Here is a 22,275-nt window from a genome sequence, read left to right on the forward strand (position 1 = left end):
CGCGATTAGTTGATTGGCTACATTTTTTTCTATTTGCTGGGACACGATAAGACGTTGTTCCCACATCGGCTTTTATATGCATCATCGACCTCATCATTAAAATTTCCGTTAATAATAAAGGGCCACAAAATACGGCCGTATTCACCATAAAAAATATACGTCATAGCAAGAAGCAGGCTTTCATTATTTACCGACAAATACTGGCGGGCGTATTGACATACCATGCGCCAACCGCACTGCTATTTTGTCAGCAGCACATTACCGCAGAAGAATATCACTCGATGATCTACCCGTAAGATTGCAAGCGGCGGATACGTTGGCACAACGCTAATTAGCTTTTATTTCCGTGCCGGTCTGCGCCTCATAAAAACGCGCTATTGCGCTGTGATCCAACTCCCCCATATCATGGGTACGCAGCGCCTGCATAATTTCCATTACCATTGAAGTTAAGGGCAAATGCGCGCCAATGCTGTGTGAGGTGTCCAGGGCGTTTTGCAAATCTTTTATGTGTAAATTCAGGCGGAAACCCGGCTTGAAGTTCCGAGCCAAAACCATCGGCGCTTTCGCGTCAAGGACGGTGCTGCCGGCTAACCCGCCGCGAATAGCGTTATATACCACCTGGGGATCCACGCCGGCTTTGGTCGCCAATATAAAGGCTTCCGACATGGCCGCAATATTAAGGGCGACAATAATTTGATTGGAAAGCTTGGTGATATTCCCGGCGCCAACATCCCCGGTGTGTACCACAGAACTCGCCATGGCGCTGAGTAAGTCGTAATACTTTTCAAATAGGGCAATATCGCCCCCAACCATCACCGAAAGCGAACCGTCAATCGCCTTCGGTTCGCCGCCGCTCACCGGCGCATCCAGCATTGAAATATTTTTCTTTGCTAATTCGGCGGCGATCTCCTGGCTGGCCAAAGGCGCGATGGAACTCATATCAATCAATACGCTGCCCGGTTTTGCACCGGCAATCACCCCTTCTTCCCCCAAAACAACCTGCTTCACCTGCGGCGAATTCGGCAGCATGGTGATAATCACGTCACATTGCGCTGCGAGCGCTTTGATACTGGTGGCGCCCATCGCCCCCAGGGCGACGAGCTCGTTTACCGAGGTTTGATTTAGATCGCTAACAATCAACGAGTAATTTGCTTTTAGCAAATTTTTACTCATGGGCTTGCCCATAATGCCTAAACCGATAAATCCGATATTCATTGATGTCTCCTCATCTGTATAGACGGTTTCCAGCCAGGGAATCAGGATTCTTTCGTGATAAATCCGTCAGCCAGCTTTTTAGTCGCCGCACGGAATAAACCTAAATCGCTGCCCACCGCAACGCAGGTTGCCCCCATCGCCAAATAACGTTGGGCATCCGCCTCGACGGGCGCAAGGATCCCCGCCGCTTTATGATGAGCCCTGGCGACATCAAAAACATGTTGGATAGCTTTTTGCATTTCAGGATGGTGTAAATCCGAAAAATAGCCCAAATTGGCCGAGAGATCGCTCGGCCCAACGAACAGCACGTCGATCCCATCAACAGCCGCGATTTTTTCCGCATTATCGATGCCGGTCTGGCTTTCAATTTGCGCCATGATGCAAATATTGTCGTTAATATTGGCAAAATAGTCAGGCACGGTGCCGTATTTATTATTTCTTTGCGCCAGCGAAATCCCGCGAATACCTTGAGGCGGATAGCGCGTTGCAGTAACGGCCTTAATGGCGTCAGCCTCAGTGTCGATAAACGGGATGAGAAAATTAGAAAAACCAATATCCAGCAGCCGTTTGATAACGATAACATCATTCCATTCCGGCCGGACGACGGGCGCGCTGCGGCTATCTTTTAGCGCCATTAATTGCGGAATAAAGGTCATAATATCATTACAGGCGTGCTCCCCATCAAGCAACAGCCAGTCAAAACCGGCATATCCCAAAATTTCTGTGGTGATCGGGCTGCCCAGCGAAGACCAGCAGCCAATTTGGTTTTTCTGCGAAAGCACATTTTTTCTGAATTCATTTATACACGTATTCATTTCTTTTCACCTTGCGCAAACATCAGGGGTTGGGCGCTGGCCATTTGTTACTCAAAGAGAAACCATGCCAACGTGGGATAAGCGTTATACTCAAATTATTTAGAGTTATACTGCCAACGTTTTCAATGTATTGAGTCCCTCCTCGGTCTTGCCTCTGGGGCGATACTCCAGCGCGATAGGATCGCGGAACCCTATCCGCTTGAATGCCGAGATGACGGCCCGAAAGTTAACTTCCCCTTCATCCGGCTCATTCCGGGCGGGAATGCCGGCAATTTGAACATGCCCGATAATCTCGGCATAACGTTCGATCCGGTTAATCAAATCCCCTTCCATAATTTGGATATGATAAACGTCGAACAGCAGCTTGATATTGTCCGCCCCAATTTCACCGATCAGCTGTGCAACCCGATCGCTGTGAGAAACCAGGTAACCGGGCATATCGCGTTGGTTAATCGGCTCAAGCAACAAAATAATATCGGCGGCAGCGGCTTGTTGTGCGATCGCACGCAGGTTTTTAACCAGCGTGGCCAACGCCGCCTGCCGTTGCTGCGGTTCGACAATACCAGCGGTGACATGGATCTTTTTCACCCCCAACGCCGTTGCATAGGCCAATGCCATTTGCCAATGCGCCAAAAAAACCGCCTCTTTACCGGGAACACCGGCAAAACCAAACTCCCCCTGGGCCGGATCACCGCTCGGCGTATTCATGCTGGCGATGGAAACCCGGCTGTTCTTTAGCAAAAGCGTGAGTTCATCAAGGGGAATGCTATACGGATTAGGGCATTCAACAATATCGAACCCACATTGCTTCGCCGCCGCGAACCGCTGCGCCAACGGATATTCAGTAAATAAAAACCCAATATTCGGATAGAACATTCCCCCTCCGCCTTAACCCAAAGGTTGATGGTTTGCGTATGCGCCTTGCAAGCGGCGCCCATACCCTGCACATTCCCGGTTATTTTCAGTACGCCCGGTGGCACCGGGCTGCTGAATATTTACAGGGTCGGCATATTAAATTCGGCTTTGGTATGCTCTTTGGGCCAACGGGAGGTCACCGTCTTGAGCCGGGTGTAAAACCGAACGCCTTCCGGCCCGTGCATATGATGATCGCCAAAGAGCGAGGCCTTCCAACCGCCGAAACTATGAAACGCCATGGGAACTGGAATTGGAATATTAATACCGACCATCCCCGCCTGCACACGGTGTTCAAACTCATCGGCGGCCCGGCCGGAATCGGTAAAAATACTCGCGCCATTGCCGAACTCATGCTCGTTAATCAGGCGCAGCCCTTCATCAAAGCTATCCACCCGCACGATAGCCAGAACCGGCCCAAAAATTTCTTCCTTATAAATCCGCATTGAGGTGCTAACCTGGTCAAACAGGGTCGGCCCGACAAAGAACCCCTTTTCATAGCCTGAAAGCGTGAAATCCCTGCCGTCCACCAGCAACGTTGCGCCTTCCTCAACACCCGCGGTGATGTAACCTTTCACCTTTTCCTGATGTTCAGCAGAAACTAACGGCCCCATTTCCGCCTGATCGTCGCTGCCGACGCCCACCTGCAGCGTAGCAATGCGTGCTTGCAGCTTTTGGCTCAACCGGTCGGCGACATCGTCCCCAACGGCAACCGCGACCGAAATGGCCATGCAACGCTCGCCCGCCGAGCCATAGGCCGCGCCAATTAACGCTTCAACGGTCACATCCAGATCGGCATCCGGCATGATCAACATATGGTTTTTTGCCCCACCCAACGCCTGAACGCGTTTGCCATGGGCGCATCCTTGTTCGTAGATGTAACGCGCAATCGGCGTAGAGCCAACGAAACTGATGGCCGCCACGTCCGGGTGGAAAAGCAAGCCGTCCACCGCAACCTTGTCCCCTTGCAGCACGTTAAAGACACCATCCGGCAACCCGGCCTCTTTAAGCAGCTCCGCCAATAACAATGCAGTGGTTGGATCCCGCTCCGAAGGCTTCAAAATAAAGGTATTGCCACACGCCAGCGCCATCGGGATCATCCACAACGGCACCATGGCTGGAAAATTAAACGGCGTGATCCCCGCCACAACCCCCAAAGGTTGACGCAAGCTATGGCTATTAACGCCGGTGCCGGCCTGCGCCGAATATTCGCCCTTCAGCACCTGAGGGATACCGCAGGCGAATTCCACCACTTCAATACCCCGGGTCAGTTCGCCTTTGGCATCCGATACCGTCTTGCCATGTTCCTGGGAGATAATTTCGGCGATTTTAGCCGCGTTTTTTTCCAGCAATTCCTTAAAACGGAACATAATCCGCGCACGACGCAGCGGCGTGGTATTCGCCCAAGCCGGGAATGCGGCTTTAGCGGCGGCGACCGCGGCATCAATGTCCCCTTGATCCGCCAGGATCACTTCGCCACTTTGTGTACCCAGCGCCGGGTTATAAACCGGTTTCGTTTGTTGGGAAGAACCGGCGGCGTATTTCCCTTGAATAAAGTGTTGGATTTTCTTCATAAGTCATCTCCTACGCAAGTCAGCAATATAACCGCAGCCTATCGAGACATATCAATATTATGCGTTTCAAATCACAATGGTTTAACGATCTCAGGTTTAAACAGAACGATCTTCATATCCACCAGCACAAGGCTGCAGTTAATCAACATCCTTTAATAGGAACCGTTGAAGAATATTGACACATTGCGTTCTGGTAAAAACCCACTTCCTCACTTAAATAAGAACATAGAGCATTCATCCGCTATCGTTTTATTCGCGAAATTGGTTATCACATAGCAATCTCCTTCATCAAATTACCGCCAATAACGTTCAGACGGAGAGTAGGTGTACGCCAGCAACCGGCGTACACCCATAACTAAAATAATAAACAAGCGTATCCTCACGGCTTATTACAAATACCGAATTCCTGCTGGACTTTATTGTATTGGCGGCTCTGGGATTTTGCCCTGCTCGCCGGCAACGGTTTCCAGATAATCGAAATCACAGCCATCGTCCGCCTGGCTAACATGTTCAGTGAACATTTTCCCATATCCCCGTGGATAATAAGGTGCGGGTTTTACCCATGCCGCCCGGCGGCGTTCCATTTCCGGTTCTGATATCAGTAAATTAAGCTGCCGCTTCGAAACGCTTAATTCGATAAGGTCACCATTATTGACAAAGGCCAGCGGCCCGCCAATAAAAGATTCCGGCGCAATATGCACCACGCAGGAGCCAAAGCTGGTTCCACTCATTCTTGAATCAGAAATGCGCACCATATCCCGGACGCCCTGCTCAAGTAATTTCTTCGGAATGGGAATTTGCCCCCATTCAGGGAACCCTGGCGCGCCCAACGGGCCGGCGTTTTTCAGCACCAGCACCGAATCCTTATCCACTTCGAGCGCCGGGTCATCGATGCGGCTTTGCAGATCCGTCACGTTTTCAAACACCACGGCTTTGCCGATATGCTCCCGCAACCCTGGATCCGCCGCATGAATTTTCAGTACCGCACTGTTGGGCGCCAGATTGCCGCGCAAAATGACCAGGCTGCCCAATTCCCCAAGCGGCTGCTCCAGCGGCAGTATCACGTCGTCGTTATAAACTTCAGCCCCCTGGATGTTTTCGCCTATTGTTTTTCCCGTCACGGTGAGCGCGGAACCATCAATCAAATCCCCCATTCTTGCCAACAACGCTTTTAAGCCGCCGGCATAGTAGAAATCCTCCATCAGATATTTCCCTGCAGGGCGGATGTTGGCTAAATGCGGCACCTTTTGCGCAATTTCATCAAAGCGTTCCACGGTTAACGGTACGCCAGCGCGCCGGGCCATGGCGATAACATGCACGACGGAGTTCGTTGAACCGCCTAATGCCAACGCGGTCGCGATAGCATTATCAAACGAGGCCGCGCTTAAAAAGTCCGACGGTTTTAAATCGTCCCATACCATTTCAACGATGCGGCGCCCGGTTCTTTCCGCCATGATCGCATGCCGGGAATCCGGTGCGACAATCGACGATGCCCCCGGCAAACAAAACCCCATGGCGTCGGCCATACTCATCATGGTCGGCGCCGTGCCCATGGTCATACAGGTACCGGCCGAGCGCGAGATACCATTCTCCACTTCTTCCAGTTGCTGTTCGGTATATTCACCGGCTTTGTACTTATACCAGGAGGCAAACAGATCGGTGCCGGAACCCAGCGTTTTCCCTTTATTATCCCCACGTAAAGACGGGCCCGCCGGGAAATAAATCGCCGGTATATTCATCGAAATTGCCCCCATGATAAGCCCAGGGGTCGTTTTATCGCATCCGCCCATCAGCACTACGCCATCAATCGGGTGCGAGCGCAGTAATTCCTCCGTTTCAATCGCCAGCAGATTACGATACAGCATCGCTGCCGGGCGAACATAGGGCTCGCCCAACGACATTGCCGGCAATTCAATCGGAAAACCACCGGCCTGGAAAATGCCACGCTTTATTTGTTCTGCCCGATCTTTAAAATGCGTATGGCAAGGATTGATTTCACTCCAGGTGTTAATTAAGCCGATAACCGGCTTGCCCATATAGTCTTCTCTGGCATACCCCTGTTGAGCCATTCTGGCACGGTGCCCCAATGAACGAAACACGGGTGCGCCATACCAACGATAACTGCGTAAAGATTCAGGACTCACTTTTTTATTAGTTGACATAGGCTCCTCACTGACTTTGTATCATTTACATCAAACCGTATTATTTATTTGAACCACGATTTGCTCTTGAATAACCTTACGATCACATCATTACCGCTATTGTTTTTAGGAAAATTCGACGCGTTTAATTTCACCGACCAGGAAGACATAACAGAAGATAGTCAATGCAGCAAAGAACGACACATACATCAACGCACCATGGAAAGAACCGGTAGCAGCAACGATATAGCCAATAATGATCGGTGTAACAATGCCGGCGATATTGCCAATCGTATTGAACAAGCCGCCGCTTAGCCCGATCGCTTCTTTTGGTGAGGTGTCCGCCACCACGGCCCAACCCAGCGCGCCAAACCCTTTGCCAAAGAAAGCAAGCGACATAAAGAATATAGCCAAGCTGATTGAATCGACATAATTGCAGATCAGCATCGACATCGAACACAGCATGCCTAAGATAATAGGTGTCTTACGTGCCAATGAGAGTGAACACCCTTTCTTTATCAGAAAATCAGACACAATCCCGCCCAGGATCCCACCGGCAAAACCGCACAGCGCCGGCAGTGATGCAGCAAAACCTGCGCCCAATATCGTCATATGCCGCTCTTTGATGAGATAGACCGGGAACCAGGAAATAAAAAACCAGGTCAGCGTCGAAATACAATATTGCCCTAAATAAACCCCGACCAACAGGCGCTGTGACAACAGCATCTTAACCGTGATTTTTTTCTCCGTTTCTTTTTCAACGAAAGCGGCGGCCTGTGGTTCTGTTTTCCCCAACGATGCATCGAGATTAACTAAAGCACCGCCTTGTTCTATATACGCCAGTTCATCTTTTGATACCCAGGGGTGCTGGGAAGGTGGGTAAATGATTCTTAACCAGATGAAACTAATGATAATACCGATGAGGCCCATAAAGATGAAGGCGCTGTGCCAGCCATAGTTGTGGGTAAACCACCCCATTATCGGCGCAAAAATCGCTGTGGCGAAATATTGCGCCGAATTGAAAACGGCCGAGGCAGTTCCCCGTTCTTTTAACGGGAACCATGCCGACACCACGCGGCTATTACCGGGGAATGCCGGGCACTCGGCTAACCCGACGATAAACCGCAGCAAGAACAACACGGCCACCGCAAGGGAAACGGTGCCGAATAGCGTTACCCCATGAAGCAGAAAGACGCCGGCTTGCAGCATAGTGAACAGCGACCAAAGAAAAATACTCCAGAAGTAAACCCGCCGCGAGCCGAACCTATCAAGCAGCCGCCCCCCTGGGATTTGCCCCAGGACGTAAGCCCAGGCAAAGGCAGAAAAAATATACCCCAGGCTGACCGAACTGATGCCAAGTTCTTCAGACATTGGCACACCGGCAATAGAAAGTACCGCACGATCGCCATAGTTAACCGCAGTCACGATGAATAACATAAACACGACAAGATAACGGATAAACCCGGTTTTCTTTAATTTTATCTGTTCTGTGATATCAGTCATAATTTCACTCCAGAATCGGATTAAACAACATTATTTATTTTTATAAATCTGCGATTAAAAATTGTCAGGTAAACGGCTACCATCAGGCGGTGTTAATTATTTTACTTACCTCAACCGCACCTTTAATTGGCATCTTAAACACTAAGCGATTTATGTATACGTACAATTCTAAAAATAATCAGATAAACAGTATTGTAATTTTTACCCATACAGTTTCCTTCAATGCAATAAGCCATTGCATTCATAAGGTTAAGTCTGTTGGTTATTTATTCATTCCGATTCAGGATCACAAAAAACAAATAAACAGCATTAAATGAGAAAATTAAGATAGTGATCGCCATCACAAAAACAATTATTACCGGGTTGGCTGATTACACCTGTCTGTATACTGGTATTAGGATTTTTTTAAAAATTTGGGATTTGTATCACATTGGACGAAGATACCGGCAGCGCCAAGACAACGCTTTTATCATTGTAACCCGCCTTCTGCAGTTGATAACACAGGTTAATCATGAACAATTTTTTAACGTTATCTATTGATAAGCAATCTTCAGTTACGCTCGTAGAACAGCTTATGCAGGCATTTCAGCTCGCGATACGTTCCAAACATTTTCCTCCCGGTGGGAAACTGCCTTCCATCCGGCGCTGTGCGCAAATGTGTCAGGTCAGCGCTTCAACGGTTGTCATTGTTTACGACCAATTAATTGCCGAGGGCCTGATAAAATCGATTCCTGGCTCGGGTTTTTTCGTTATTGACAAGCCAATGAATTATGTCAATGACCAACAGAAAAACCAAAAGGCCGTCGACTTCCCTATTGATGACTATTGGTTATTAACAAACGTATATTATTCACATACCAGCTATAGTCATTTTGGTTGCGGTTGGTTACCTTCAGACTGGTATCCCAATAATGATTTATCACGGGCATTACGCGCCGTTGCTCGGCAAAATATCTCTGCCAATGGTTATGGCGAGCCCCAAGGTTTTTCCCCACTAAGAGAATATTTAAGTGGCTATTTATCCGATCGCTCACTTTATGCCGCGCCGGATAATATTCTGCTGACGCAGGGAGCAAGCCGCGCGCTGGATATCATTTCCGCGGCTTTTTTAGAAAGCGGGGATACCGTGCTGGTTGATGAGCCAGGATACTGTAACTTCCTGACGTCATTGCTGATGAAAGGCGTACGCGCTATTGGAATACCCTGGACAGATCAGGGGCCCGATATTTCAGTGATGGAAAAGCTGATAAAAAAACACCGGCCAAAACTTTATTTTACCAACCCCTGGTTGCATAACCCCACCGGTACCTGTATGAGCCTTAACGTCGCTTATCAGGTTTTGATGATCGCCGAGCAACAGGGCATAAAAATCGTCGAAGACCATGTATCCGGCGATCTCATGCCGCCAAATAGCGTCACGCTGGCCTCACTCGGCGGGCTTGAGCGCGTGATACATATCAGCAGTTACTCAAAAACGCTATCGCCCAGCCTGCGCGTCGGTTATGTTGTCGCCGATGTGCCAACAATCAACCGGTTGACACAGTACAAAATGATGAGTGGCCTGACCTCCTCCGAATTTGTTGAACGAATCGTATTAAGCCTACTGAAAGAGGGCCACTATCATAAGTCGCTGGAGAAATTACGCGCAAAATTGGCATTAGCGCAAGCCGAAGTGGGCCGTTTTTTGCAAGAATTAGGTTGGGAGTTATTTATTCAACCTAAAAATGGCTTTTATATCTATGCAAAACCCAGAGGCTCAAAAATGGATGCGCAGACATTAGCCGAACGCGCCAAAAAAGACGGATTAATATTTGCCCCCGGCTATCTTTTTCATCCGCAACATATGAGAAGCCCATGGATACGCTTTAATGTTGCGTATTCACTTACGCATAAAAATATACTTATCTCTTTTTTGAAAAGTGAAGATTGCATTAGAATTTGCAACGGCAATAATTAATCGGCGTTTCGGCGGGTTGGGGCAAAACGCCGGTTTTACTCATGGCGGCGGCAGCTTGGCCCAAACGAAGGCGACATATCGGCTAATGAAAAGATGGCCTATTCTTGAATAGCCGTCGTGGCGTTGGCCTGCAACACATCGCCGTAGTGGCGCGCGGCGACGTCGGGGTGGGAGCGTAACCGCCCTTTGAGATAATTCCAGCCCACATCGCGCAGCAACGGGTTTTGCGGATCGCTGGTCGGCCCCAGCGCCTGCGCGGCAAGGTGGGAGGGCAATTGATAGATGGGCACCACGGCATCCAGTTGCGCGCCAAGAAAGAAGGCAATCGATAGCCGCTCGCGCCCTGCCGGCGGCGAAACCACGCGGTGCACGGTCGCCCGCAGGTAGCCATTGGTCGCCAGTTCCAACAGCTCGCCAATATTAACGACAAACGACTCCGCCAACGGCAATGCGTCGATCCAATCGCCCGGAGCGACCTCCACCTGCAAACCCTGCTGATTGTCCTGCAATAAGAAGCTTAAAAAGCCGGAATCCTTATGCGCCCCAACCCCTTGTCGGCTGCCGTTATTTTGCTGGCCGGGATAACGGATCAGCTTGATATGCTCATTGGGCTTTTCACCGTACAACACATCAAAGGCGTTGACCGGCAGCTCCAATGCTTCAGCAAATGCCCGCAGCAGGCGCAGCGACATGCGCGTCATCGCTTGCTGCCATTGCAAAAGTACCGTTTTCAGTTCGGGAAGCGCCGCCGGCCAAAGGTTTGGCCCTTGCAAACGCCGCCAACTGGGGGCGCCGGCCAACGGTGGCAATGCCGGGCGCTCTGCGCCGATGTCGAACTGTTCACGCCAGTCCGGCTGGCTGCGCGTCAATTCGGCGCCGGCCCGGTTATAACCACGAAAATGGGGGGAGTGGATCATGGCGACACGCCGTTTTTCTTCATCCGGCAGGGCAAAAAACGCTTGCGCCAACTGCTGCACGCGCTGTTGCAGTTCACGGCTGACGCCATGATGAACCAAATAGAAAAAACCAACGTCGCGCGCGGCCCGGTTTAGCTTTGCCAGGAAGTTCGCTCGTGCTTCAGGCCCGCCGTCAAGCTGCGACAGATCGAGTATCGGCAAGGCGGTAATATTGCTCATAGCAGACTCCATGATTTGCCCAATAGAAATTACTCAGATCAAATTCAGACTCGCTACAGCAACGATAATGTTTCATGGCAAGTTCTCGCGATAAAGGCCTTGGGCAGATAGTAGTCCCGTTCGAACGCCCCAGAAATGCCAATAATGGAAAAGCTCATTCAGATAATGGCTATCGTGCGCCGCGCAATTGCGGCAGCCGGACAATGCCACCGGCAGAATGACGCGCTAAAACAAGCGATCCGTGGCCAGCAACGCCTGCTCAATCGCCGCTGGGGCGAGCGAAAAAGGCAAACGGGCGGCGATATCCGCGGAGAACTTCGCTTCGCGCGCAATAGCGGCAAAGGCCGCCGCACGATCGCCCGCCAATGGCGCCAGCGTGAGCGGCGCATCATACTGGCGCAGCAAAGACAGCAGCTTTTGATCCGGCTGCCCGTCGCCGTTTGCCAGCAAAGACTGCACCAGTAAGCAAAAGCCGACTATTTCGCCATGCAGCAACGCATGCACTTCGGGTTGATAGGTCAGCCGGTTGTGGATCACATGCGCCACGCCGGGCACCGGATCCTTACCGCTCATACTGTTGGCCAGCCCCGCCAGCGCGATATTGGCGTCAATCACCTTGATCAATGCGGGGGTCACCTGCTGGCGCTGGTTATCACGCACCGCCGCTGCACCGTATTGTTCGAAGGTATCCAGCGCCATTTTCGCCGCCTGCACTTTAAGACTCAGCGCCAGGCTATCGCTGTCTTTTTGCTGGTAAAGAACATACTCATACCACTTGGCCAGCGCATCGACGATGCCGGCCTTCAGATAACGCGTGCTGCTCTGGGCGATCACTTCGCTGTCGACCAGCACCATCAGGGGCATATGGTTTAACATCAGGCGGCGATCCTGGCCACCCTGCGGATGGTAGATAATGCTCATCGGCGACCAGGCGGCACAGGTGGCGGCAATCGTAGGAACCGTCACCGCCGCCACGCCATCCAGCGCATTGGCGACCGCTTTGGCGCAATCAAGCACCCGCCCGCCGCCGATGCCCAGTACCAGCTCGGCGCCAAACTGCTGCACACGCGCCTGATGCAGGCTAATTGCGGCGTCGCTACATTCCCCTTCAAAGAAACTCAGCTGGTAGTTTATGTGATGCGCCTGCAGGCTGGCCTCCAACTGCGGGTTTACCGCCTGCCAGGCATGGGGCGTGGTAAGGATGGCGATGGTGCTGGCGTGCGGCGCAATGTATTCCCCCACGCGGGCAGCCAGGCCTGGCTGCTGCAAATAGATGTTCGGTGACTTTATCGTAAGCACGTGTATACCTGTTTTATTTAATGATAAATAACCGGCGTAAACAGCCCTTTCCCGGTGGGGAATAATCCAAAATCTTATCGTAAAAATAAAGGCTGCAATGGCGGGGCATTAACCGAATAGCTGTGTTATTCCCAGCATGCTACGAGAAAGGAAAAAATAAGCAACGGCTGAACGGCTATTTCAATTTTGCAAATTTGCATATAGATAGATTAAATTCAGCAATAGAAAATAAAAGGCTTACGGATTGTGCTGGATCAACGCAGTTATTCGATATCTATAAGCGGCTCATGGCGATGCGATGTTTTTCGGCCTCGCCGGTTGGGTGCCGCAAGCGGCACCTAAGCCGATCAGCCCTGCCGCGTCCCCCCCACCACCAGATTGTCCACCTTCAGCGTCGGCTGCCCCACGCACACCGGCACGCTTTGCCCGGCCTTGCCACACACGGCAGTACCGTGATCCAGCGCCAGATCGTTGCCGACCATGCTGATTAACTTCAGGGTTTCCGGGCCGTTGCCGGTCAGCGTGGCGCCTTTAACCGGCGTGGTGATTTTGCCGTCTTCAATTAAATATGCCAGCGCGGTCTGGAAGCTGTACTGACCACTGACGATATCCACCTGCCCGCTGCCCAAATCGGCCAGATACAGGCCGCGTTTCACCGAGGCGATAATTTCCTCCGGCGCATATTGCCCGTTGCGCATAAAGGTATTGGTCATGCGCGGCATCGGCAAATGCGCATAAGACTGGCGGCGGCCATTACCGGTAGGCGGCAGCTTCATCAGGCGCGCGCTCAGGCTGTCGTGCATATAGCCTTTCAGGATACCGTCTTCGATCAGCGTGGTGCACTGGGCCGGGTGGCCTTCATCATCAACGTTCAATGAACCGCGCTGCCCGGCTACGGTGCCGTCGTCAACGATATTCACACCGGGTTGCGCCACCCGCTCGCCGATGCGCCCGGAATACACCGAGGTGCCCAGCCGGTTAAAGTCGCCTTCAAAACCGTGCCCCATCGCCTCATGCAACAGCATGCCGGGCCAACCTGCGGCAATCACCACCGGCATGCTGCCGGACGGCGCGGCGATCGCCGTCAGATTGAGCAATGCGGTATTGACGATCGCCTGCAGCGCGGCCTGCACATGCTCATCATCGAACAGCGTGAAATCGCCACGCCCGCCGATGCCGGTACTGGCCGTCTCACGTACGCCCTGTTGTTCTACCACCACGCTCATGCGCAACACCAACATCGGCCGGATATCCGCCGCCTGATGGAGATCATGACGCAGAATATAGTTAACCGAATGGGTCAACTCCAAACTGGCCGTCACCTGCACCACCCGCGGGTCAATCGCCCGCGCCATGTGGTTGATTTTCTCCAGCAGGGCGATTTTCTGCGCGGCCTCACAGGCCAGCAATGGATCGTCGGCGTTGAAATTCAGCCGCTGCGCGCGATCGGCCGGCAATGCAACCAGGGCGCGTTTCCCCGGCGCAGCAATGGTTTTGACCGAGCGGGCGGCATCCAGCAGATGCTGCCGGTCGATATGCTGGGAATAGGCGAATGCCGTCTGGTCTTCCTCCACCGCCCGCAGGCCAAAGCCCTGATCGACATTAAAGGAACCGCCTTTCACCACGCCGTTTTCCATCGCCCAGGTTTCACGGCGCAGGCTCTGAACAAACAGATCGGCATAGTCCACCCGGTGCGCCAGCACCTGATCCATCACCGCCTGTAAATCGGCATCGCTGACGCCGTGCGGCTCCAGCAGTTGCTGTTTCGCCTGCGCCAGATGCAATGTTGTTACTGATTCACTCATGATAAAAATCCTCTGGCTTAGCGCCCCGCCACCTGCAGGCTATCGATTAACACGGAACCGCTGGTCAACGCGCCCTGGGTCAGGGTATCGGCGCCGACGGCAACGATGTTGAGGAATATATCCGCCAGGTTGCCCGCTACCGTCACACCGTCAACCGCATGGCGAATTTCGCCCTCTTCTACCCAAAAGCCACGCAGGCTGCGGGAGTAATCCCCGTTAATCAAACGTGCTCCGCCGCCGCTGAAACTGGTCACCAGCAGGCCGGTATGGAGTTTTTTCACCATGGCGGAGAAATCATCGCTGGCCTGGGTGCGGCTGCTGCGCAGGATCAGGTTGCCCGGCCCGGAACCGTTGCCGGTGGGTTCCATCCCCAGGCGGCGCGCGGCATAGGCGGACAGGAAGAAACCGCGCAGGCTGCCGTTATCCACCACCCTGCGCGCCACCCCGCTGATGCCGTCGCCGTCGAATGCCCGGCTGGCTAACCCCTGCGGGACAAACGGATCTTCCTCAACGCTGATATGCTCGCTGAAAATACGCTGGCCGAGGCGCTCGGCCAGGAAGCTGTTTTTGCGATACAGCGCCGCGCCGCCGGCTGCCTGCACCAGGTGTTCAAGCAGCGACAGGGCGCTGCGCGCATCGAACAGCACCGGGCAGCGGCGGCTGCCGGTCAACGGTGCAACGTCGAGCGCGGCCAGCGCCCCGCTGCCGGCCCGTTGGCCGATCGTCTCCGGCGCCATCAGTGACGGCGCAAGATGCGATTGGGAATACCAGAAATCCAGTTGGCTGCGGCCCTCTTTTCTGGCCAACGCCTTGGCGCTCATCACGTGGCTGGTTTGCCGACCGCCCTCGGCGAATCCCTGGCTGTTCATCAAGAACCACTGGGATTGGCCGCTGCGCACCCAGGCGCCGTCGCTGACCACCCCGGCTCCCGCCGACGCAATACCGCTCTCTATACGTTGGGCCAGCGCCTGCGCGCCGGTTTCGTCCACCGCCCAAGGGTGCCACAGATCCAGTTCGCGCGGAGCCTGGCACAGATACTGCGCCGGCGGCAGCCCGGCAAACGCATCCTCGCCGGTATAGCCGGCAATCCGGCAGGCGGCCTGAACGGTTTCGCTCAGGCGCGCCGGTGAAAAGTCAGTGGTGCTGGTGGTGCCCTGATGCTGCCCGCGATAGACCGTCAGCGCCATGCCGGACTGCGCATCACGGGTGCGCGCCCGCAGCCGGCCCTGGCGCATTTCAATCAACAGGCCGTTACTTTCGGAAAAAATCACCTGCGCGGCAGAGGCGCCGGCCTGGATCGCCTGCGCAATCACACTGTCGGCCAGTTCCGCCAGTTGCCGTTGGCTATGGGCAAAGGTATTCGCCATGGTGGCCTCCTGGTCATCAGTCATGGTTAAAACTCCGGCGCTTCGGCCAGCAAGCGGTTGAGTTCCTGCTGCATCCGCACTTTCACCGGCAGGAAAAGCTGTGGGATGCTTTGATGGAAAGCGTTTTCTTTAGCAAGGAATTCCGCATTTTCCGCCGCCCACTCCGCCCTGAGCGCCGCGATCTCATCCTGGCTCAGCTTACCCTCTGGCGATTGGCGCTCTTTTTCGTTAAACCAGCCCATGCGTTTACCCGGCGTGGCCCGATCCTCATCACTCCACCCCGAGAGGATCTCCAGATGTTGGAACTGCGCCCAGTGGATGTTGATCGCGATATGGCTCCATTTATCGCCCTCGCTGGTGACGGGCACCGGCGACAGCAGCTGCAGCAGCGTGGCGAACAGCTGTTCCAGTTGGCGATCCGGCCGTTGATAGCCCTGTAGTAACAACGCCGCCTGCTCACCCACCTCCTCCCAAGCGCTGGGCGCGGTTTCACGGCCCGCAAGCCGATCGGCGCACAATGCCTGCCAGCGTGCGAGCAACTGCACCAGTTGTGGATCGCGCAAATAGCTGGCCCAGGGCGCCGATCCCTCGCTCAACCACCAGTGCATAAAGCGCAGTGGCACCAGCCGGTAGTCCTTACCGGCGCGCAGCGCCGCAAACAGCGCAGCCATTTGCTCCGCCGTTAGATAACCGCAGATATCGAGCAGCCGCCCAACGGCGATGGGCAATCCGGTGATGCGCTCAAAGATCTGGCTGTCGGCCTGATGGACCATCGAGGCCGACGTACTGCCCTTGCCGTCAATCCAGAAACTGCCCAGCCCCACGCTGATATCGCCCGCCGCCGCATGGCCAATGGCGCGCTGGGCGATGAAATCGTGCAGCCCCTCGTCGCCATAAAAACTGGCCCAGGCCAGCGCTTCGGTATGCGCCACCGTCGGTTGCGCGCTCACATCCACCTGGTGCCCGGCCAACCAGGCGTTAAGCTGCCCCTGGGACAGCGCGCCTACCTGCCGCTCCGGCTGCGCCTCTCCCTTGAACAACAGCAGCGTAGGAATACCGCGCACGCCAAAACGCGCCATAACCGCCGGGTATTTTTCCACATCGATCTTGGCCACCAGCAGCTTACTCGCGCTGTTTTTTGCCAGCTTGTCGATAATCGGCGACATCGTGCGACAGGGCACGCACCACGGCGCCCACAGATCGACCAGCACCGGCAATTTCGCGTCGGCCAAGAAACTGTCCAGGCTGGCGTCGGTTAATTCGTTTGGTTTATTCAACATGGGGGATCCTGTCTCGGTGTTAACTGCCCCGTTCGGGCGTCAAGGTAAGCGTATGCTGGTGGAAGTGCTCCAGCTCTTTGCGGTGGGCCACACTGATAATGGTGCTGTTGGGAAGTTGCTCGATCAGTGCCTGGTAGAGCTGGCTTTCCGTTTCCGGATCCAACGCGCTGGTCGCTTCATCAAGGAAGATCACATCCGGGCGGTGTAACAGCACCCGCGCCATCGCCAACCGCTGCTGTTCGCCGCCGGACAATACCTGCTGCCAACGTTCGAATTGGGTCAGCGAATCAACCCGCTCTGCCAGGCAACAGTCCACCAGCGCCTGGCGGTATTGCTGATCGGTAAAGGTTTCCGGCTCATCGGGATACGCCAGCGCGCTTTTTAGCGTGCCGACCGGGATATAGCTTTTCTGCGGCAAAAACAGCATGCGCGCCGCCGCGGGGCGGGTGATCTCACCCACGCCAAACGGCCATAGCCCGGCGCAGGCACGCAGCAGCGTGCTCTTGCCGCTGCCCGAACGGCCGCGCACCACCCAGCGTTCGCCTGCCGCGGCCTGCCATGCCGGCAGGCGTGCAAGCACCGCGCCGTCTGGGCGTTGCAAGGTGACATCCTGGCAGCGTAGCGCCGCGCCGCGGTTTTCCAGCCGGATGCCGGCAGGCTGATCGCGCGCCTTATTTAACGCCCACAGCATATCCCGCAGCCGGTTGGCCAGGGCCATCCAGTTGGTGAAGGATTGATAAGCCTGAGGGAAAAAGGCCAGCGTACCGAGCACAGTGCCGTAGGCCAGGGTTATCTGGGTCATGCCGCCGAGGGTGATTTGCCCCGATAGCAATAACGGCATCGCCAACAGGGTCGGCAGCGGCGAAAAGGCCTGGGTGAACATACTTTGGAAAAATTTCAGCTTAAAGGTTTTACGCATCATCAACAGGGTATTGGCCCGCACCCGATCGAAGCGAGACAGCAACCGTTGCCCCTCGCGTTCACCGCCGCCGAAAAAGGCAATTTGCTCGGCGTTTTCACGCACTTGCATACCCAGGAAACGGAAATCTGCTTCCACCGTTTGTTTATTCATATTGACGCCAATCAGCACTTTGCCTAACCAGTGGCTCAGCGCAAGATGGAGAAATGAATAGAGATAGACGGCAAAGACCATATAACCGGGGATCGATAGCGTCTCACTCCCCAGGGGAATAGATAACGCACCGGACAGACTCCACAGGATAATGGTGAACGTTACGGTATTTACCACCACATGGATAATATTGGTGGATAGGTTAATGGTGACGTCGGTAAAAAGATTAATATCCTCCGCAATACGCTGATCGCCGTTGCTGATTAAATTATCCCGCTCCAACTGGTAATACGCGGAGCGCTGGGTCCAGCGCTCCACATAGCGGGCGGTCATCCAGGTGCGCCAGCGCAGAGTCAGATAATCAATGGCCAATACGCTAATTAGCGGCAATAACGTCGTGACCACGCCGATCGCCAGGGTCTCCAGCAAGGTGGTGCTGATCAGCGGCCAGTCAAGCGCCACCAAAGCATCGGTTAACTGCCCATGTAGCTTATTCAAGGCGACATGGGCATAGGTACTGCTGGAGTTAATGGCCAAAACCACGGCGATTAACGATAAGGCCAGCCACTTTTCCGACGATGCCCAAAAAGGGCTAATGAGCTGCCCTATGCCCGGCCGTTTGCCATCGCCGGGCAGCGTTTTATCGATTGATTGTTCCGTCATATTTCCCACAAATTAGAACGAGTACGTCACGGATAAGCGCGCGGTACGGCCCGGTTTAACGCCGATATAATTCACCGAGGTTGAGTAATAGTAGAGATCGCGATCAAAGATATTGTTCACGCCCAACGTTACCGTGTACTTCGGCTGGTGATAGAAAACGGAGGCGTCGGTTTGCGCCCAACCGCCCATCTTGAAGTAATTATTGGTCGAACCGTTCCAGGTATCGCTGGCCGCCTGCACGCCGATGCCCGCACCCAGCCCCTGGAACCGCCCTTCCTGCAGTTCATAGGTGGTCCAGATACTGCCGGAATGTTTTGGCTGCGCGGTAACCCTTGCCTGGGATGTCGCGCCGGTAACTGAGGAATTGTCCGGATCCTTAGGCTGAGCAAAGGTATAGCTGGCGGTAATATCCCAGCCCGGCAAGATCCGGCCGTTCAAATCAAAATCGAAGCCTTTGGTCTCCCGCCCTTCCGCACCAACCGCATTACCGGTGATATCGGTCACGACCACGTTTTTCTGCACGATATGGAACGCTGCAGTGGTGATGGTCAGATTATCATCCAATAAACTGAATTTAAGCCCGACTTCCTTTGACTTGCCGGTTGAAGGATCCAACTGTTCGCCGGTAAGGGTATTTATCGTCCCTACGGTCGCAAAACTGTTTAGTAAGTTGGCATAAGCCGTGATTTCTGGCGTGATATCGAAACTGACGCCATAGCTCGGCACCCATTGGGTGACATTTTTCTCTGACGTTTTGGTCGTTGTTGTGCGCAAAGACCATTTAGCCTGTTTGACGGACAGTTGGAAATGCAGCCGATCCCAGAAATCGATCTGATCCTGGAGGATCAGCCCCTTCTGATACTGCAGCATGGTATAGGATTTATAGCTGGGATCCGGGATCGCCGGGAACGAGATGCTGTCGGGATCGTTATAATTAGCGGTGGTATAAATTCTGCCGGAAGGTAAATCCCAACTGGTGGTTTTCGCACGCTGGAAGTCGTAACCAACCAGAATATTATGGGTCATCGGCCCTATAGAAAACTTACCACGGATATCATTTTGCAGGCTGATGGAGTTCAAATCCTGCTTATTCCCCAGTTCATGGGCGGTTAATGTGCCATCAGAGCTTGCTCCGTACAGTTCATGCAGGCGATAGTTTGTGGTGTTGTCAAGATAGGTCGCCTTGCTGTTAAAGGACCAGTCATCGAACAAATCCTGGTTCAGTTCGTAATAAACAGTCTTGGCATTAATGGAGAAATGGTTGTCCTTATCGCCCAGGCGATATTCAGGCAGGCGTTGGATACGGCCATTGCTGTACAAGGTGGCCGCCGGTCCGGACGTTCTGCCAGTATTAAACTCCGCCCCGACTTTAAAATTGGTGCTATCCGTCACCCAGGCCAGCACAGGGGCGACATACTCACCGCGTTTACCGTTAAAATCAGGGAAACTGTTATCCGCCCGCATGGTGGAAGCATTAAAACGGTAAAGGAAGGTTTTGTCGTCGTTCAGCGGGCCGCCCAGATCGATGGCGTTTTTCACTTCGCCATATTTTGACACCTCAAATTTATAGGTGTGCAGCGGATCGGCGGTTGGCGCTTTACGCACCACGTTGACCGAACCGGCTGGCGAACTGTTGCCTGCCAGCACCGCTTGCGGGCCTTTTAACACTTCTACACGCTCAATACCGTCGATACTGGAATAGCCGGTAGCGCTGCCGTTCACGGTGCTGTTGGGGTTAGAGACGCCGTCGGTCGAACCGCCCGTCACGTTAAAACCGCGGATATATATTGATTTAGAACCCCGGCTGCCATCCTGCAGCGTCACACCACCGGTGTTGCGCAAAGCATCTTCCACCGAAACAGCCTGACGATCGTCAAGCAGCTTGCGGCTCACCACCTGCACCGACTGCGCCGTCTCTTGCAAGGATAAATTAGTGCGGGTAGCGGTGCTGGACGTCGACGGGTTATACACCGTGGCATCTTCGCTTTGATCCGCGCTGCCAACAACGGTAATGGTCGGCAGCGTTTGCCCGCTGTCCTTTGCCGCCTGCAAATCCGATGCGGCAGCCGTCGGCATTGCCGTGGTAACGGCATCGATGGTCAGCGTGCCGTTAGCCGTCGTGGTGACGGAAAGCGGTGTGCCCTGCAACTGGTGCACGATCGCCTGTTCAAGCGTGAAATTGCCATCAATGGGTTTAGCCTGGTAAGGCGCCACCAGCGTGGGATTGAAAGAAATGGTCTGCTGGCTCTGGCGCGCAATGGTTAACAGCCCTTGTTCCAGGGAACCCGCCTGCACCGAAAAGTGTATTGGCGCGGCCGCCGCCGCCGCGTAGGCTGCCTGCGGCAGCAATAAAGCGCCGTTTGCCACGGCAAAGGTGATATTGATCGCCAACGCCAGCCGGCTTGGGCTAATACGTTTCTTCCATGCGCGCTGCAGTGCTTTACTCATTGATTCGGCTCCCGGTGAAAAGGCAAAGGTTTTGCGACGCCATATTGTTATGGCTCAGTTAGTTTTCTCAGTGTGTATGTGCAACGGGGGGCCAAATGTGTCACCGGATAGCGAATATTTTTTGCAGAAAATTGAACTTCTCTATCTAATGCTTTAATTCATTTAGTCTTTTTTCGTTAATATTCGTTGCCGTTACTCATTCCATTACCAGTATGTTGCCCAGTAGATGGGAAAATCACGCCAATAGCGCACCACGCAAGTGCAAACTGATGGCTTAATGCTCACTCGGCTATCCGTTATTGTGCAATCTCACATTTCTTGTGCTGCGCATATAACAAAAGTTGCCTTAGTAAAGAAAAAAATATACTTATATTCTATAGATATAAGCTAGAGATAAATATTATTGGCTCGTTTATTGCTGGGCAGGTTTGAATTAACCTTCCGCTTTGCTCACGGTGCCTCCGTGGCTAAGAACGGCGCCATTCCAGGATCGGCGGTAACGATCCTTTTTGCGGCCTGTGAAAGGTTTTACGCTAAGAATTAAGAAAGACGGATGAGACAATGCCTGCCGAATTTACCAGCCGAACAGATGCATTAACGCTAATTTTTCGTAGCGATTACCGGTGGCTCACTGATAAGCTGAGACGGCGGATCAGCCATGGCACCGGCGCGGAAGATATCGCCTCCGAGGCCTTTGCCCGGCTGGCGGCAATCCCGGATTTGCTTAAAATCCGTGAGCCGCGCGCAATGCTCACCACGCTGGCCCAGCGGATATTGTATGAAACCTGGCGCCGCCGCGATCTGGAGCAGGCTTATCTCAACGCGCTGGCAAGCAGCCCGCAGCACTGCCATCCTTCGCCGGAAGAGCAAGAGATGGTGATCGAATCCTTGCTGGCCATTGACCGCGCGCTGGATGGTTTGTCTGTTAATGCACGCAAGGCGTTTTTATTTAATCAGCTAGACGGTATGACCTATGCTGAGATTGCCAAAGAGTTGAATGTTTCGGCCAGCATGGTGCGCAAATACGTGGCGAAAGCGCTCACCAACTGTTACCTGGCGACCGCCGGCCAGACTGAGTAACCCATAAA

Annotated in this window: 15 protein-coding genes; 2 read left to right on the forward strand and 13 right to left on the reverse strand. The window is 53.6% G+C overall.

The window, feature by feature from the left end; genetic code table 11:
* Positions 1-327 precede the first annotated feature (327 nt).
* The 6 genes from garR to ACN28Q_RS02380 all read right to left on the reverse strand — a co-directional run bounded on the left by garR (position 328) and on the right by ACN28Q_RS02380 (position 8,160).
* Positions 328-1,248: a 2-hydroxy-3-oxopropionate reductase gene (gene garR, locus ACN28Q_RS02355; RefSeq protein WP_257790443.1), complete on the reverse strand. Its 921-nt coding sequence runs from the start codon at positions 1,246-1,248 to the stop codon at positions 328-330.
* A gap of 8 nt (positions 1,249-1,256) precedes the next feature.
* On the reverse strand, positions 1,257-2,030 hold the full coding sequence (gene garL / locus ACN28Q_RS02360; RefSeq protein WP_095844859.1) for a 2-dehydro-3-deoxyglucarate aldolase: 774 nt from the start codon (positions 2,028-2,030) through the stop codon (positions 1,257-1,259).
* A gap of 105 nt (positions 2,031-2,135) precedes the next feature.
* Positions 2,136-2,906 (reverse strand): hydroxypyruvate isomerase family protein, encoded by a 771-nt coding sequence (locus ACN28Q_RS02365; RefSeq protein WP_095844860.1) that lies wholly within the window; start codon positions 2,904-2,906, stop codon positions 2,136-2,138.
* 119 nt (positions 2,907-3,025) lie between these two features.
* Positions 3,026-4,516, reverse strand: a complete 1,491-nt coding sequence (locus ACN28Q_RS02370) for a CoA-acylating methylmalonate-semialdehyde dehydrogenase (protein ID WP_095844861.1) — start codon at positions 4,514-4,516, stop codon at positions 3,026-3,028.
* A 416-nt stretch (positions 4,517-4,932) separates the two neighbouring features.
* Positions 4,933-6,678 carry an L-arabinonate dehydratase gene (araD, locus tag ACN28Q_RS02375; protein WP_095844862.1) on the reverse strand — a complete coding sequence of 582 codons (1,746 nt, stop codon included), beginning with the start codon at positions 6,676-6,678 and terminating at the stop codon, positions 4,933-4,935.
* Between the two features lie 105 nt (positions 6,679-6,783).
* Positions 6,784-8,160, reverse strand: coding sequence for an MFS transporter (locus tag ACN28Q_RS02380; protein WP_095844863.1), 1,377 nt, complete (start codon positions 8,158-8,160; stop codon positions 6,784-6,786).
* 511 nt (positions 8,161-8,671) lie between these two features.
* On the opposite strand from ACN28Q_RS02380, the gene ACN28Q_RS02385 reads away from it, so the two are divergent.
* Entirely contained in the window at positions 8,672-10,117 is a 1,446-nt protein-coding gene (locus ACN28Q_RS02385; protein WP_095844864.1) for an aminotransferase-like domain-containing protein, read from the forward strand.
* 98 nt (positions 10,118-10,215) lie between these two features.
* On the opposite strand, the gene ACN28Q_RS02390 is transcribed toward ACN28Q_RS02385, so the two are convergent.
* The 7 genes from ACN28Q_RS02390 to ACN28Q_RS02420 form a co-directional block, all read right to left on the reverse strand.
* Complete coding sequence (locus ACN28Q_RS02390) at positions 10,216-11,253, reverse strand: isopenicillin N synthase family dioxygenase (RefSeq protein WP_095844865.1); 1,038 nt, start codon at positions 11,251-11,253, stop codon at positions 10,216-10,218.
* 225 nt (positions 11,254-11,478) lie between these two features.
* Positions 11,479-12,552 (reverse strand): iron-containing alcohol dehydrogenase family protein, encoded by a 1,074-nt coding sequence (locus tag ACN28Q_RS02395; RefSeq protein ID WP_095844866.1) that lies wholly within the window; start codon positions 12,550-12,552, stop codon positions 11,479-11,481.
* A 347-nt stretch (positions 12,553-12,899) separates the two neighbouring features.
* Positions 12,900-14,357 (reverse strand): metalloprotease TldD, encoded by a 1,458-nt coding sequence (gene tldD, locus ACN28Q_RS02400; protein WP_095844867.1) that lies wholly within the window; start codon positions 14,355-14,357, stop codon positions 12,900-12,902.
* A gap of 17 nt (positions 14,358-14,374) precedes the next feature.
* On the reverse strand, positions 14,375-15,748 hold the full coding sequence (locus tag ACN28Q_RS02405; RefSeq protein ID WP_095844868.1) for a TldD/PmbA family protein: 1,374 nt from the start codon (positions 15,746-15,748) through the stop codon (positions 14,375-14,377).
* Between the two features lie 2 nt (positions 15,749-15,750).
* Positions 15,751-17,004: a thioredoxin family protein gene (locus ACN28Q_RS02410; protein ID WP_095844869.1), complete on the reverse strand. Its 1,254-nt coding sequence runs from the start codon at positions 17,002-17,004 to the stop codon at positions 15,751-15,753.
* 19 nt (positions 17,005-17,023) lie between these two features.
* Entirely contained in the window at positions 17,024-18,739 is a 1,716-nt protein-coding gene (locus ACN28Q_RS02415; protein ID WP_230469413.1) for an ABC transporter ATP-binding protein/permease, read from the reverse strand.
* Positions 18,740-18,751: 12 nt separating this feature from the next.
* The gene (locus ACN28Q_RS02420) at positions 18,752-21,187 is read right to left on the reverse strand and encodes a TonB-dependent siderophore receptor (RefSeq protein WP_095844870.1); all 2,436 of its coding nucleotides are present in this window, start codon (positions 21,185-21,187) and stop codon (positions 18,752-18,754) included.
* 561 nt (positions 21,188-21,748) lie between these two features.
* On the opposite strand from ACN28Q_RS02420, the gene ACN28Q_RS02425 reads away from it, so the two are divergent.
* Positions 21,749-22,267 carry a sigma-70 family RNA polymerase sigma factor gene (locus tag ACN28Q_RS02425; RefSeq protein ID WP_095844871.1) on the forward strand — a complete coding sequence of 173 codons (519 nt, stop codon included), beginning with the start codon at positions 21,749-21,751 and terminating at the stop codon, positions 22,265-22,267.
* The last annotated feature ends 8 nt before the right edge of the window (positions 22,268-22,275 follow it).

It is taken from the genome of Gibbsiella quercinecans (assembly GCF_002291425.1).
Classification (GTDB): Bacteria; Pseudomonadota; Gammaproteobacteria; order Enterobacterales; family Enterobacteriaceae; genus Gibbsiella; species Gibbsiella quercinecans.